Here is a 13,592-nt window from a genome sequence, read left to right as displayed (position 1 = left end):
GTGGACTTCTCAACCGTTGCATTGGACGCGGAGCACCGCGAATTCCGTGACCGTGCACGCGATTTCCTGAGCCGGCATGTCACCGCCGAGGCCCTCGACCGCGAACGTCGTTCCGGTGACGGCTTCATCGAGGACATCCATCTCGCGATGGGAGGCGAAGGCTGGCTCGAACCGGAGGCGAACAAGGCCGCTGAAGGCGGCTTCGTTCCGCTGCAGCGTCGGATCTGGACGTTGGAACGCCGCCGGGCGCAGCTACCGCTGGAGACCTGGGGCGCCACCATGATGATTCTGGCCGCGGTCCGCAGATTCGGCGATCCAGAGCTGGTCGAGGCGATCCTGCCCGGCGTGTACTCGGGCGCCGTGCGTTTCGCCATGGGGTACACCGAACCCGAGGGCGGGTCGGACGTCGCGACGTGCAAAACCCGTGCGGTACGTGACGGCGATGAGTGGATTATCAACGGACAGAAGATGTTCACCACTGGCGCTCACCACTGCCAATACGTTTTTCTGCTGACCACGACCGACCCGGAGGGACGTCGGCACCGGAACCTGACCATGTTCCTGGTGCCGTTGGACACGCCCGGAATACAGGTGCACGGCATCCGTACGGTGGACGGCGAGCGCACCAACGTGACCTTCTATGACGGGGTCAGGGTGGCCGATATCTACCGGATAGGTGAGGTCAATGGCGGCTGGACCGTGCTCAGCGGCCCGCTGGCCGCCGAACACGGCGACCGCGAACCCGATCGTAACGGTCTGGCCGACATTGCGATCATGAGCGGGGCAGGAACCGAGATGGCTGGCGTCGCTGACGGTGTTGCCGGTGAGCTCAGCGGGTCGATGGACACCGCGGCCGCCTATCGGCTGGGACGGGTTCACGCCAGAATCGAAGCGGCACAAAGCACTCCGGGAATATTCGGGCGAGTGGCCATTGCCCAGACCATGCGTGAAACAGCTCCGGATCTGATGGATCTGCTCGGCCCGGCGGCTGCACTGAGGCCAGCGAGCCACGTCGGGTCCTCGGCCGCAGACGCCGAGTATCTGTACCGCTTCGCGCCGCTGGTCGGCATCTACGGCGGCACCGTAGACGTTTTCCGCAACATGATCGCCCAGCATGTTCTCGTTCTGGGCAAACCCACCTACGGTTCTCCTACGCGGTCCGCGGAGTCGGCATGACTATCGAGATCATCGGTGGGTTACCGGAGGGCTCGCTGCCGATCAACGTCTGCCTGGGTTGGGCTGCGCACGAACTGTTCGTCACTACTTCTTTCGACCAGTCGTCGGCGCGAATCGCGCCCGCCGGCGCCCAGGCCTAGCGTCGTGAACCCCGGCCCGCCGCTCCTGCCCGTACATATCGGCGCATGCGCACTGGAGCGCAACGGCATTCAACAGATCGTCTACCGGAAACCGTCACGATTGGAGGGTCATCGATGATCGCACCACATGAAGCAGGACTACCACTGCTTGACCCACTGCTGACCGCGACGCGCTCCGCCCCGACCCGGTATCGCCTGCACGTGATCGCGTCGTCGGTGTTCCAAGCCACTCAAACGGCCGGTGGTGCGATCTGCGATCGCGCGCTCGCGGGGTGGCAGGTGACCGTCGATGTACCGCCGAGTTCCGACATTCGGGCCATTACGATCCTTGGCGCTAGGCTCCGCGACACGGCCGAGGTGGCGCTCGACGAGTACGCGCCCCCCGTCGTCGTGGTGAAGTGCGGCGATGTCGCGGACACACCGGCGATGATCGACCTGGCAGCGGTGGACAAGACCCTCGCGGGCTGTTGGGAAGCTCTCGCAGAGGCCGGGAACATCGCGGCCCATCCGCGACGGGTGTCGCACCAGGTGAGCCGGGCAGCAGGGATTTTCAAGGATCAAGCGCTGAGTGCTGCCGGATCCGGTCATCGGTTGACTGCGCACACTGAGTACTTCCGCTGGGTCAGCTTCCGGCAGTGAGCGCACAAACCGAAACTTCAACAGCCGGGCTCGGCGTTGACGGTGCGATCGGCACCGCCGGCCTCAAGAAGATTGGCAGATGAGATGAGCACAATCGCAGGTAAGACCGTCGTTATCACCGGCGCAGCCAGAGGAATTGGTCTGGCGACGGCCAAGGCGCTGCTGGCACGTGGCGCCCGCGTGGTCATCGGCGATCGAGATGCCGACAGCCTTACTGCCGCGCTGGCGACCATGACCGGCACCGAGCCGATTAGCGGCCATTTGGTGGATGTCACCGATACGTCGTCCTTCGCCGCTTTCTTGGACCGTGCGCGTGCCGATGGACTCGGACACATCGATGTCCTGATCAACAATGCCGGTGTCATGCCGGTCGGGCATTTTCTTGAACAGAGCGATCAGGCCATCAAGACCGCGGTGGAGGTGAACTTCAGTGCGGTGCTGACCGGATGTCGTCTCGTACTGCCGGAGATGGTGGACCGGCGAAGCGGACACATTGTGAACATCGCCTCGCTCGCCGGCTCGGTGCCGGTCCCTGGCGAGGTGGTCTACGCGGGCACCAAAGCCGCGGTGATCGCATTGTCGACCGCGATGGCCGACGAATTCGCGCCACACGGTGTCCAGATCAGCGCGGTCCAGCCACCGTTCACGACGACCGAACTGATCGCGGGCATCACCACACCGTCGGGTAGTAAGCCGGTGACTCCGGAGACGATCGCCGCGGCTGTGGTGAGAGTCTTGGAGAAGCCGACAACCCACGTGACTATTCCACGGTCGATGCGGGTCGTCGCGCCGCTGATGTCGATGATGGGGCCGCGGTCCCGACGCTGGCTCAATCGTCGCGTGGGGTCCGATCGCGCATTTTTGGAGTTCGACAGCGATGCTCGGCGTGCATATCAGCAGCGCATCGAGAACCCCTCCGACGGACGCTGATCATGGCGGAAAGGTCGGGCCTGATGCGTACCTCAGGTGACTCGTGGGACGTAGCGCAGGGGGTCGGTGAAACTGCACTGGCGATGGCCGCAGCCCGCGCTTACGAAACCACCCGTGCTGAACCGCTTTTCACCGACGATTGTGCGGCGATGTTTGTCGATGCTGCACAGGCCGCGGGCTGGCGATCACCTTTCGTGGCACCGGCCGCCGCATCGCAGTCCGATGACCGCGTCGGTGCCATGCTCGACTACGCGGCATGCCGGACCAGATACTTCGATGACTTCTTTACCGAAGCCGATGACGGTGTCCAGCAGTTCGTGATTCTCGGAGCTGGGCTGGACGCGCGCGCGTGGCGTCTGCGCTGGCCCACCGGGGCCGTGGTCTACGAGATCGACCAGCCGTCGGTTCTCGACTTCAAAACTTCAGTCCTGACCACCCGTGGCCACATACCCGCCTGCGGTTACCGGCCCGTCGGTATCGACCTGCGCCAAGACTGGCCGGCGGCCTTGCGCGCCGCTGGTTTCGATCCCGATCGCCCGTCTGCGTGGTCGGTCGAAGGGTTGCTGGCCTATCTGCCCCCGGACGGGCAGGACACGTTGTTCGAATGTATCCAGTCGCTGTCGGTTGCCGGCAGCCGCATCGCCGTCGAAGCAGACACCGCTGTCGCACTGGAACCGCCCGCGGCCGCAGACCGGCGCGTGGAGCTGTCGACAATCAAGCAGTCTGCGGCGCAGGCCGGTAACACCTTCTTACGTGATGTCAGCTCCCTGTGGTTCAAGGGTGCGCGTCCATACCTCGGTAGCTGGCTGGTCGAGCATGGCTGGTCGGTGCACGCACGGACTGCCGCCGGGCTGATGGAGTCCTTCGGGCGTCCTGCGCCGTCCCAGTCCGTTCGGGTGCTTCCCCGGAGCGAATTCATCGCGGGGCGTCGGCAATAGTGCCGAATTTTGTTCTACCGATGACTATTTGGCACTCCGATGTGCTGGTTGCTGAACACTTGCCTTGGTACGACGGACCGATATCTGCCGCCGACGGTCTTGCGCAACGGTCGGGCGCCCGCGTAGGTTAAAACATCGACGGTGTTTTATTGTTGACTCATCGAGACAACCTTGGGAGCAGTCGCTGATGACCACATCCACCAAATCGGTCCACAACTTCATGAACAGCCCGCTGACCTACTTCGGCGAATCGATCACGCCGATGCACAGCATGGACCGTGCTGAACTTGAAGAGCTGCAACGTGCGGCGATGATCCAACGTTTCGGCGAGCATCGCGAGCAGATCGAGATGGTCCGCAAGTTGGCCGATCGCTTAGGGATCACGGCGGTCGACGAGTTTGACGACATCGTGCCGCTGATGTTCTCGCACACGGCGTACAAGTCGTATCCAGCTGCCCTGGTGGATAACAACCGGTGGGATCTGATGACCAAGTGGCTGGCCAAACTGACCGCCTACGACCTGTCCAAGGTCGACGTGACCGGTTGCGATTCCATCGACGGCTGGCTCGACGCGCTGGAAAGCCAGACTCCCTTGCAGATCGTCACGTCCTCGGGCACCACCGGGACGTTCTCGGTGATCCCCAAAGATGTGCCGATCACCGTCGAAGGCATGCACATCTGGAAGAACATGGTGTTCCAGACTTTCGGTAAGGAGCCGACGGACGATGAGCTGAACCCGGTGGTCGATGTCATCTGGCCCAATTTCAGCGAGGGCCGTTTCGGTATGACCCGGATGGTGCCGTGGATGAAGCGCGAATTCACCGGCGGCGACGAAAGCCGTTTCCACCCTTTGTATTCCGGTGCCATGGATACCGATCTGATGTTTCTGGCCAACAAGATGCGTGCCGCGGCGGCCAAAGGTGAGTTGGACCGGCTGCAGCTTGACCCGAAACTGGCGGCACGCAAGGGCGAATTCATCGCCATGCAGCAGCGTCAGATGACCGAGGTGCCTGAGTTCGTCGCCCGGATGACCACCCAGCTACGCGGTCGGCGGGTGTTCATGACCAGCACGTACAACTTGATGTACAACCTGGCTGCTGCGGGTCTGAAGGAAGGTGCCCGCGCCGAATTCGCCTCCAATTCGGCAATTCTGACCGGCGGCGGCGCCAAAGGCCAGGTGCTTCCCGAGGGCTATATGGATGTGATCCGAGAGTTCTACGGCGGGGTGAGAATCCAGGAAGGCTACGCATTCTCCGAACACAACGGTGTGCATTTCGCATGCGAACAAGGCCGGTACCACCTGCAGCCGTGGGTTATTCCGTTCATTCTCGATCCCGACACCAGTGCGCCGTTACCGCGCGCTGGTCGCCAGACCGGCCGGTTCGCGGTGTACGACGTGGTCAACCAAAGCCATTGGGGCGGTGTCATCACCGGCGACGAGGTCACCATCGACTGGAATACCCCGTGTGAGTGTGGCCGTACCAGTGTGGCGCTTGAACACACCATCATGCGGTTCAGCGAGAAGAAGGACGGTCAGGAAGACAAGATCAGCTGCGCGGCAACCCACGAGGTGCAGAACGAGGCCATCGACTTCCTTAAGGAGTTCCAGGCATGAGCACCTTCACTGTCCCGCTGTTTATCCGCGGTGAGGTCATCGACGGCGATCTGATCGAGTTCGCCACGCGTCTGGAGCACCGGTTCCAGGCGCCTGATCCGGCCAAGCATGCACACCGTCTGCCGCTGCCCAGCCCCATGGATCTGGCCGATCTCTACGAGATATCTCTCGACGAGATTCTTGATGTGTTGGCTGAACTCGGTCAGGAGCTGAGTTTCGAGCGCAACGCGTACATCCAGGAAGCCTTTGAGGCGTGCCTGGTGTCCAATCCGATGCCCGAATCGATCCTACGGACCGGTTATGTCGCGCTACCGGCGATGTTCACCCGCGACTCCATGCGCGAACTGGCCGACACTCAGGTCGGGATCGACTACCTCGAGGGCTGGGTGCCGAGGCAGCTTCTGGACGGGCGTCAGATCCGGGTGCGCGCATTTGGTGCCCGCACCCTGCACATCCCCGCCGGAAACGGGGGATTGGTCGCCGGCATCACCGTGCTGCGCAACGCCTTGACCCGCAGCGACGCCGTCATCAAGGCGCCGTCCAACGACCCGTTGACCGCCATGGCCATCGCACGAACGCTGGCCGATATCGCTCCCGATCACCCGGTCACCAAACACCTTGCTGTCGGGTATTGGAAGGGCGGCGACACTGAGATCGAAGAGCAGCTGTACAAACCAGAACACGTCGAAAAGATCGTCGCCTGGGGCGGATTGGCCTCGGTCAAGCATGTCACTCGCTACATACAGCCGGGTCTGGAGCTGATCGCGCTGGACCCCAAGCGCAGCGCCACCATCATCGGCCCCGAAGCCTTCACCGATGAGCAGACACTGCGCGAAGTCGCTAAGCGCGCCGCGTGCGACATCGGGGCCGGTAACCAAGAGGGCTGTGTGAATGCCCGGATCATCTACGTGCTCAGCGGCACCGACGACGCGGGCCTGGCCAACGCCAATCGTTTAGGTGAACTGATCTACCAGTCTCTGGTGTCACTGCCGGACTACATCAGCACCAAACCCAAGGTGGTCAATCGCACGCTGCTGGAGAACATCGAAGGGTCCCGGCTCACCGAGGACTGGTACCAGGTCTTCGGTGGTGAGGACGCCGAGGGCGCGATCATCGTCTCGCAACTCGATGAGGCGGTGCACTACTCGACGCTGTTGTCAGGCCGGGTGGCCAACATCGTTCCCGTTGACTCCATCGAGAAAGTCACCGACGCGGTTAACGCCTACACCCAGACCATCGGCATCTACCCCGAATCACTGAAAACGCAACTGCGCGATAGGCTTCCGCTGTTCGGCGCGCAGCGGCTGACCTCCCTTGGTTATGCCGCCAGCGTCAACTTCACGATTCCGCAGGATGCCATGGAGCCGGTACGCCGGATGTGCAAATGGATCGTCGACGAGCAATGTGATCCCGAGCAGGTCTTCCCGTTGTGGGAGGCGCCGAAAATGGCGCCGGCATGATGCGACATACCATTGCGCCATGGCCAAGCCGCTGATCCCTGCCGAAGTGATTTACGAGCGAGCCCTCGGCTTGCTCGATGCCGAAGGGACCGGCGCGCTCACCACTCGCCGACTTGCCGCTGAGCTGAAGATCTCCACCCGCACGCTCTACCAACAGGTCGGCAGCAGGGAACACCTCATTCGAACGCTCGTTGCCCGGCATTTTTCGTTGCTGCGACTCGAATTCCACGACTACGCGAACTGGGAAAGCACCGCAGTGCACTGGTGCCTCGGCCTTCGCAGTGCCCTACTTGACCACCCGTACCTCACTGAACTGATGACGGTAGACGACGGCGCTGCGGTTATGGACTATGTCGATAAACTGCTGGATTCCACACTGCGGGAAGGGATTTCGCGACAACTCGGCCTTGAATGCTGCCGCGCCCTAGTCAACGTCACTATCAATCATTCCGTGATGGAAGTACGCGGAATGCGTGAGCCAAAGCTGTCCCGCGACAGTTTGGCTGAATCGCGAAGGGTCAAGGCAAATTTCTCGACGACGGTACGATGGATCCTTGCCGGCGTGCGGGCAGATGCCGCGGCATCCGATGACGCGAGTGCAGCGGACGGGACTCGAAAGGGCCGCCGCTCATCATAACCTGCGACCGATGACATCGCCTAGTGGTATCGCGAATCCTCGCTGGTAACAAGGGAAGCGCAGTGGTCACTAGTCGGTGCCTGTCAGCTCGCGATACACCTGCGGACGAATAGCTCTGCCTTCGGGCGATGATGACATCGCCCAGTTGTGGATTAAGCCGTGGCGAAGATCGAAGGTCATGTCGGCATTTTCAGACACGGCGCGCTCGCGAAGTCGAAGCACGTCCGCTGATAACACGTCTAATGAGCCCATGTAGACCGATGTCGGGGGTAGACCCAGCAATGAACCGAACAGCGGGCTGACCATGGGGTGTGTCGGCTCAAGGTCACCAGCCCACAATCGCCCCGCCTCCTGAAGCTCGCTCACGTCTAGCACCGGATCGTTGATTGTCAGACACTCTGGGTTGCTGAGCGTGGCGTCTAACAGTGGCGAGACCAAGACCATGTACGTGGGCACCTCGGTCCCGCGCATGACCAATTCCTGGGCGGCAGCTAGCGCAATGGTTCCTCCCGCCGAGTCGCCATACAGACCGACCGCTGCTTCAGTTCGGTCGATCAGGTCGGTGATCAGATCGGCCATCTGGGGGACGACCGAGGCCGCCGTGCCCTCTGGGGCCAGCGGGTAGATCGGCACGATCACCTGAGCCCCGGTGTCGCGGGCCAGCGCGGCATAGGTACGCCAGTGCAGGGCGGTCGCTTCAACAGTGAACGCGCCGCCGTGTACGCACAAAACCGTTGAGGTTGTCGACGAGCCTGCCCGCAGCGTGTACACCGGCCAGCCGTTGAAATCCTCAATGTTGACAGACAATCCGCGGATCGCCCAAGCCGATGGATGGTCATTGGCGATCATCGGCGCGAATGTGCGCATGAACGACACGTTGAACAACTTCGAGAACGTCTGGACTCCACGTAGGACACCTACGGCCAGTCGCGCGGGTAAAGACGGACTGCCGGTCCAGATGTCCGGATCATCAGCGTTGACGGGTTTGAACATCACATGGACCTCGACTTTCCTGCAGAACATCGGAATCGTGTGCGAACGTGTCGCGATAAATCTGGTTTCGCCAGCAGCAGGCGGCGAACAGAAATTCAGTCAAATGCGGCTTCTGGAAATCGTATAGCAGCCGCCGGTGCGCCCATATGGACCGGCACGCAAGCGAAGTTGGCTCGCATCCGGGTCGGGTAGCCGTACATAGCTGGAGTTGATTGAGTGTTCAACTGCCGCAGGGGCGCTCCGGCAGATTTTGCCGACAATCGTCGGGTATTCGGCCACGGGCCCAAGTGCCAGGATGTACTGCGATGACCGTTGGTTGGACCGCCGATGACAGTCGCCTCACGGCCTGCGAAGGGCAAAGACGTTGAGCGTGAGGTGGCTTCGGCCACTGGCCGGGTTGGGATTGGTTTTGGCCTTGGCTGGAACGGTGACGTTCAGCGCGGTGCTGTTCCGCGGGAGGTTCACCACAAGTGTTCCGCTGACGGTGATTTCACGCCGTGCCGGCTTGGTCATGAATTCCGGCGCCAAAGTTGAACTTCTCGGCGTGCAGATCGGAACGGTGACGTCGATTGAGCAACTACCATACGAGCACGCGGAATTGCATTTGGCGGTCGATCCCGCGCAGCTTCGCAACATTCCGACCAATGTCCAGGTGAATATTGCCTCGCCCACCGTGTTCGGCGCCAAGGCAGTGCAGATGGTTCCGCCCGACGTGCCCTCGGCGCAGACCCTTCAGCCTGGGCAGGTCCTCACCGATGATCAGGTCACGGTCGAGTTCAACACCATCTTTGAGAAACTGTCGAACCTGCTGGTGTCAATCGACCCGGTGAAACTGAACCAGACGATGGGGACGTTGTCATCGGCGTTGGGCGGCAGGGGAGAAAAGCTCGGTGCGGCTCTTGGGGCGCTGGACGACATGTTCACCCGACTACAGCCGAGCCTGGACAATCTCAGCCACGATATGCAGGTGGCGCCGAGTGTCATCGATGCATACGCGGATGCGTCGAAAAACCTTCTGTCCATAGCTGGCAGCACATCGCGAATCAGTGCGTCGATCGTTGACCAGGACAAGAATTTGAGCGCGTTTCTGCAAAGCCTCGTCAGCTTGTCCGACTCCGGCAACGCTGTCTTGGCGGCCAATGGCCAAGGATTGCAGGGAGCCCTGCACTTGCTCTTGCCCACAACGGATTTGACCAACAAATACCACCAGGGGCTCACCTGTGGTATCGGCGGAATCATGGAGATCCAGAAGACAACGCCGCTGCCGGAACCTGGCGTACTGCTCTCGATCGGCTTCACGGGCGCTCGAGAGCGCTATCGCTATCCAAAGAATCTACCTAAGGTCGCCGCCACCGGCGGGCCGATATGCGAAGGGCTGCCGAAGATTCCGTTCGGCTCAAGTCCGCCGTTCGTGGTCACAGATACCGGCACCAACCCAGCAGAGACCGGTCAACAGAACGCGGTCACGCTCAATGCAGATGGGTTAAAGCAGATCCTGTTCGGCGGGTTGGATGGGCCGCCACGTAACAGCGCCCAGATCGGTCAGCCTGGATGAAGAAGTTGACACTCGTTGGTCTTCGGTTCGGGGCGTTCGTCCTCGTCATGGCTGTACTCACCGGACTGCTGTTCGCGGTGTTCGGTGACTGGCGCGGTGGGGCCGCCTCTGCCTATTCGGCAGTTTTCAGCGATACTTCGCGCCTCAAAGCCGGCGATACCGTACGGGCGGCCGGATTACGTGTCGGCACGGTGCGGGACGTGGAACTGCGACCCGACGGGACAGTGCTCGTCACTTTTGACGCCGATCCGGTGGTCGTCCTGACCGAGGCATCGAAGGTCGCTGTCCGCTACCTGAATCTGGTCGGTGACCGCTATCTGGAGTTGATCAACGCTCCTGGCTCAACACGAATGCTGTACGCGGGCAGCCAGATACCTATCGACCGCACGTCGCCTGCATTGGATCTGGACCTACTGCTCGGCGGTCTCAAACCGGTGATCCAGGGCCTCAATCCTCAGGACGTCAATGCTCTGACCGCGTCGCTGTTGCAGGTATTGCAAGGACAAGACGTCAATTTGCAGTCACTGTTCGCCAGGGGCGCATCATTCGCCAACACGTTAGCCGGCAGTAGCCGGGACATCGAGCAAATGATTACAGACCTCAACACCGTGGCCACCACTATCGCCAACAATGGGGAGCGTTTCACTCAGGCGATCGATCGCCTGCACCGACTGGTCGGTGAATTGGCGCAACAACGAGACACGATTGGCGGTGCCGTCGATTCGCTGAGCCGGGGGACAGCCACTATTGCGGACCTGCTGACCAATGTCCGTCCACCGCTTGCGGATACGGTCAATCAGCTCAACGCACTGGCCCCGATCATCGATGATCGGAAGGACTCGCTCGAAGATGCGCTGAAGAGAGCTCCGGGCAATTACCGCAAGCTCGCCCGACTCGGGTCCTACGGCAGCTGGATCAACTACTACATCTGCGGATTTGCGCTGCGAGTCAGTGACTTGCAGGGGCGCACCGCGGTTTTCCCGTGGATCAAGCAGGACTGGGGGAGGTGCGCAGACTCATGATGAGTCGATACCGCGGTGTAAAGATGATGCGGGCCGGAGCGATCGGTGTCGTCCTGATCATCCTGATATGCACCATTGGCCTCACCTCCCAGTCCCTGGTCAACTTGGCGACTACGGTGCGTTACCGCGCGCAGTTCACCGATGCTGGCGGACTGGCTGTCGGCAACGATGTCACGCGTTCAGGCGTGAAGATCGGGTCTGTCTCAGATGTTGCTATTGAGCGGGGCAAAGCATCGGTGACGTTTGTCGTCGATGCGCGTTACCGTCTCGGCTCGGAAACCACTGCCCACGTACGTACGGGTACATTGCTGGGTCAACGAGTACTCGCACTGACCTCGGCCGGTGGAGGTGTTCTACGTCCGGGGACCACGATACCCGTCTCGCGTACGTCGACGCCATATTCGCTAAGTGATGCCACCGGCGACATGACTACCAATACCGCAGGCACTGACACCCAGGGACTCAACGATGCCTTGGACACCTTGTCGGTGACCATGGATCGCATCGCCCCTGAGCTTGGCCCAACATTCGATGGATTGGCGAAACTCTCACGCGCACTGGGCGATCGGAAGGGCGCATTGCGATCGCTGCTGACCAGCACGGCCCGAGTGTCCTCGATCCTGGCTCAGCGCAGTGACGCCGTCGCCACGTTGATACTGGATGCCAACACCCTGGTCGGGGTCCTCGATGAGCGCCGTCAAGCGATAGTCAACCTGCTCGTGGACACCACCGCCGTCGCCCATCAGCTTTCCGGCCTGGTTGCCGAGAACGACGCCAAACTTGCGCCCACCCTGGATCGGCTCAACGCGATAATTGCGATGCTGCAGAAGAATCAGGACAACATCGCGAAGGCGATTCCAGGTTTGGCGAAATATGAACTCACGCTGGGCGAAGCGGTGTCCAGCGGCTACTACTACCAGGCCTACCAGCCGAATCTGGTTCCAGGAGAACCATTACAGCCATTTCTTGACTATGCGTTCGGTTTCCGCCGCGGTACCGGTCAGGGACAACCTCCAGACAATGCTGGGCCTCGTGCCGAGTTCCCCATCCCGTACAACGGAATTCCACCACAAGGCGGTACCCACCAGTGAGTATTCAACGGCGTGGGCGAGTACTCCTGATTGGCGCCCTCATCGGGCTGGCACTGGTCGGAATAGCGGTCTTGGTCCGCCAAACGATGTTCAGGCCAAAGACCATTACGGCCAATTTCGTCGCCGCGACAGGTATCTATCCTGGTGACGACGTGCGAGTAGCCGGTGTCAAGGTCGGGACCATTACCAGCATTGAGCCCCAGGGCGCCTCGGTGAGAGTCACATTGACGGTCAGCCACAGCGTGCCGATCCCCGCAGACGCCAAAGCTGTTCTGGTGGCCCAGAATCTCGTGTCATCGCGGTACATACAACTTGCTCCCGCGTATGCCTCGGACGGGCCCATCATGCCCGACAACGCTGTTATTCCCATCAACCGAACCGCTGTTCCGGTCGAATGGGATGACGTAAAAAAACAGCTGACCAGGCTGGCCACCGACCTAGGACCAAAGAACGGTACGCAGGGCACGTCGGTGTCACAGTTCATTGACAGCGCCGCAGCGGCCATGACTGGCAACGGCGACAAGCTACGCGAAGCCCTCGCTGAACTGGCGCGAGCGGGTCGCACCCTCGCCGACGGCAGCGACGACATGGCTAACATTATCGCCAACCTCCAGGTGTTTGTTTCGGCACTGCGCGGCAGCAACGAGCAAATCGTGCAGTTTCAGGATCACATGGCGACGTTGACCTCCGTCGTTGATGACAACAGGTCTGATTTGGACTCAATGGTCACCAGCCTGACGGTGGCCGTCAATGATGTTCAGCGGTTCGTCGCCGGAACCCGTGACAAGACCGCACACCAGCTCGCGGGCCTGCGCGATGTGACCGACAATCTCGTCAAACACCAGTTGGATCTGCAGAACATCCTGCACGTCGCGCCGAATGCGTTGGCCAATCAGATGAACATGTACAACCCGGAGACCGGAGCCGCAGTAGGCGCATTCGTGTTCAACAACATGTCCAATCCAGTCAGCTTCATCTGCAGCACGATCGGAGCGATCGAGAACACAACGGCGCCCGAGACGGCGAAGTTGTGTTCGCAGTACCTCGGGCCGGCACTGAAAACGTTGAACTTCAACTACCTTCCGTTCCCGATGGCTCCATTCCTGACCCCGTCGCCAAGCCCCGATCGGATCATCTATTCCGAACCTGGGCTGGCGCCCGGAGGTGCGGGCCCCAAACCAGAGGTGCCGCAGATGCCGCCGGCAATCAGCGCCTACAACGGTGCCGCCACCGACGTGCTGCCCGTAGTTCCAGCGCCATCGATCGGCCCACTGCTGCCGGTCACTGCCCCGGAGAATCAACCAGCTCCTGCTCCCAGCCTAAAATCGCTGCTCCTACCAGCCGAAAGCCCCGGCGGATGAAGCGGACCTTCGGCAGCAAGGCGGTCGCAATCACC

Annotated in this window: 13 protein-coding genes; 12 read left to right on the top strand and 1 reads right to left on the bottom strand. The window is 61.3% G+C overall.

Annotated elements, in window-relative coordinates; genetic code table 11:
• The 8 genes from M2432_RS20510 to M2432_RS20475 all read left to right on the top strand — a co-directional run bounded on the left by M2432_RS20510 (position 1) and on the right by M2432_RS20475 (position 7,535).
• Complete coding sequence (locus M2432_RS20510; protein WP_280828670.1) at positions 1-1,176, top strand: acyl-CoA dehydrogenase family protein; 1,176 nt, start codon at positions 1-3, stop codon at positions 1,174-1,176.
• Complete coding sequence (locus tag M2432_RS20505; RefSeq protein WP_280828669.1) at positions 1,173-1,316, top strand: hypothetical protein; 144 nt, start codon at positions 1,173-1,175, stop codon at positions 1,314-1,316. Before M2432_RS20510 ends, M2432_RS20505 begins: the two co-directional genes overlap by 4 nt.
• Before the next feature lie 114 nt (positions 1,317-1,430).
• Positions 1,431-1,955 (top strand): hypothetical protein, encoded by a 525-nt coding sequence (locus M2432_RS20500; RefSeq protein ID WP_280828668.1) that lies wholly within the window; start codon positions 1,431-1,433, stop codon positions 1,953-1,955.
• 84 nt (positions 1,956-2,039) lie between these two features.
• Positions 2,040-2,885, top strand: coding sequence for an SDR family oxidoreductase (locus M2432_RS20495; protein WP_280828667.1), 846 nt, complete (start codon positions 2,040-2,042; stop codon positions 2,883-2,885).
• Between the two features lie 2 nt (positions 2,886-2,887).
• On the top strand, positions 2,888-3,823 hold the full coding sequence (locus M2432_RS20490) for an SAM-dependent methyltransferase (protein WP_280828666.1): 936 nt from the start codon (positions 2,888-2,890) through the stop codon (positions 3,821-3,823).
• A gap of 187 nt (positions 3,824-4,010) precedes the next feature.
• Complete coding sequence (locus tag M2432_RS20485) at positions 4,011-5,438, top strand: hypothetical protein (protein ID WP_280828665.1); 1,428 nt, start codon at positions 4,011-4,013, stop codon at positions 5,436-5,438.
• Positions 5,435-6,898 (top strand): acyl-CoA reductase, encoded by a 1,464-nt coding sequence (locus M2432_RS20480; protein WP_280828664.1) that lies wholly within the window; start codon positions 5,435-5,437, stop codon positions 6,896-6,898. Before M2432_RS20485 ends, M2432_RS20480 begins: the two co-directional genes overlap by 4 nt.
• 19 nt (positions 6,899-6,917) lie before the next feature.
• A complete protein-coding gene (locus M2432_RS20475; RefSeq protein WP_280828663.1) occupies positions 6,918-7,535 on the top strand; it encodes a TetR family transcriptional regulator in 618 nt (205 codons plus the stop codon).
• A 69-nt stretch (positions 7,536-7,604) separates the two neighbouring features.
• Here M2432_RS20475 and M2432_RS20470 read toward each other — a convergent pair whose 3' ends face one another.
• Positions 7,605-8,528 carry an alpha/beta hydrolase fold domain-containing protein gene (locus M2432_RS20470; protein WP_280828662.1) on the bottom strand — a complete coding sequence of 308 codons (924 nt, stop codon included), beginning with the start codon at positions 8,526-8,528 and terminating at the stop codon, positions 7,605-7,607.
• A 370-nt stretch (positions 8,529-8,898) separates the two neighbouring features.
• On the opposite strand from M2432_RS20470, the gene M2432_RS20465 reads away from it, so the two are divergent.
• Genes M2432_RS20465 through M2432_RS20450 form a run of 4 tightly spaced genes read left to right on the top strand, consistent with a single transcriptional unit; the run spans position 8,899 to position 13,557 of the window.
• The gene (locus tag M2432_RS20465; RefSeq protein ID WP_280828661.1) at positions 8,899-10,083 is read left to right on the top strand and encodes an MCE family protein; all 1,185 of its coding nucleotides are present in this window, start codon (positions 8,899-8,901) and stop codon (positions 10,081-10,083) included.
• Complete coding sequence (locus M2432_RS20460; RefSeq protein WP_280828660.1) at positions 10,080-11,105, top strand: MlaD family protein; 1,026 nt, start codon at positions 10,080-10,082, stop codon at positions 11,103-11,105. Before M2432_RS20465 ends, M2432_RS20460 begins: the two co-directional genes overlap by 4 nt.
• On the top strand, positions 11,105-12,196 hold the full coding sequence (locus M2432_RS20455) for an MCE family protein (protein ID WP_280828692.1): 1,092 nt from the start codon (positions 11,105-11,107) through the stop codon (positions 12,194-12,196). The genes M2432_RS20460 and M2432_RS20455 overlap by 1 nt, the downstream gene beginning before the upstream one ends.
• Positions 12,193-13,557, top strand: a complete 1,365-nt coding sequence (locus M2432_RS20450) for an MCE family protein (RefSeq protein ID WP_280828659.1) — start codon at positions 12,193-12,195, stop codon at positions 13,555-13,557. The genes M2432_RS20455 and M2432_RS20450 overlap by 4 nt, the downstream gene beginning before the upstream one ends.
• Positions 13,558-13,592: the final 35 nt, after the last annotated feature.

The sequence above is a fragment of the Mycobacterium sp. OTB74 genome (genome assembly GCF_029892685.1).
Taxonomy (GTDB): Bacteria; Actinomycetota; Actinomycetes; order Mycobacteriales; family Mycobacteriaceae; genus Mycobacterium.
The sequence above is the reverse complement of the archived record's forward strand: the minus strand, read 5'-3'. Positions and strand labels throughout refer to the sequence as shown.

Bases quoted from the DNA above. Each gene is read 5' to 3' on its own strand.
- M2432_RS20505 (WP_280828669.1), top strand. From the start codon at position 1,173: ATGACTATCGAGATCATCGGTGGGTTACCGGAGGGCTCGCTGCCGATC.
- M2432_RS20500 (WP_280828668.1), top strand. From the start codon at position 1,431: ATGATCGCACCACATGAAGCAGGACTACCACTGCTTGACCCACTGCTG.
- M2432_RS20495 (WP_280828667.1), top strand. From the start codon at position 2,040: ATGAGCACAATCGCAGGTAAGACCGTCGTTATCACCGGCGCAGCCAGA.
- M2432_RS20490 (WP_280828666.1), top strand. From the start codon at position 2,888: ATGGCGGAAAGGTCGGGCCTGATGCGTACCTCAGGTGACTCGTGGGAC.
- M2432_RS20485 (WP_280828665.1), top strand. From the start codon at position 4,011: ATGACCACATCCACCAAATCGGTCCACAACTTCATGAACAGCCCGCTG.
- M2432_RS20480 (WP_280828664.1), top strand. From the start codon at position 5,435: ATGAGCACCTTCACTGTCCCGCTGTTTATCCGCGGTGAGGTCATCGAC.
- M2432_RS20475 (WP_280828663.1), top strand. From the start codon at position 6,918: ATGGCCAAGCCGCTGATCCCTGCCGAAGTGATTTACGAGCGAGCCCTC.
- M2432_RS20470 (WP_280828662.1), bottom strand. From the start codon at position 8,528: ATGTTCAAACCCGTCAACGCTGATGATCCGGACATCTGGACCGGCAGT.
- M2432_RS20460 (WP_280828660.1), top strand. From the start codon at position 10,080: ATGAAGAAGTTGACACTCGTTGGTCTTCGGTTCGGGGCGTTCGTCCTC.
- M2432_RS20455 (WP_280828692.1), top strand. From the start codon at position 11,105: ATGAGTCGATACCGCGGTGTAAAGATGATGCGGGCCGGAGCGATCGGT.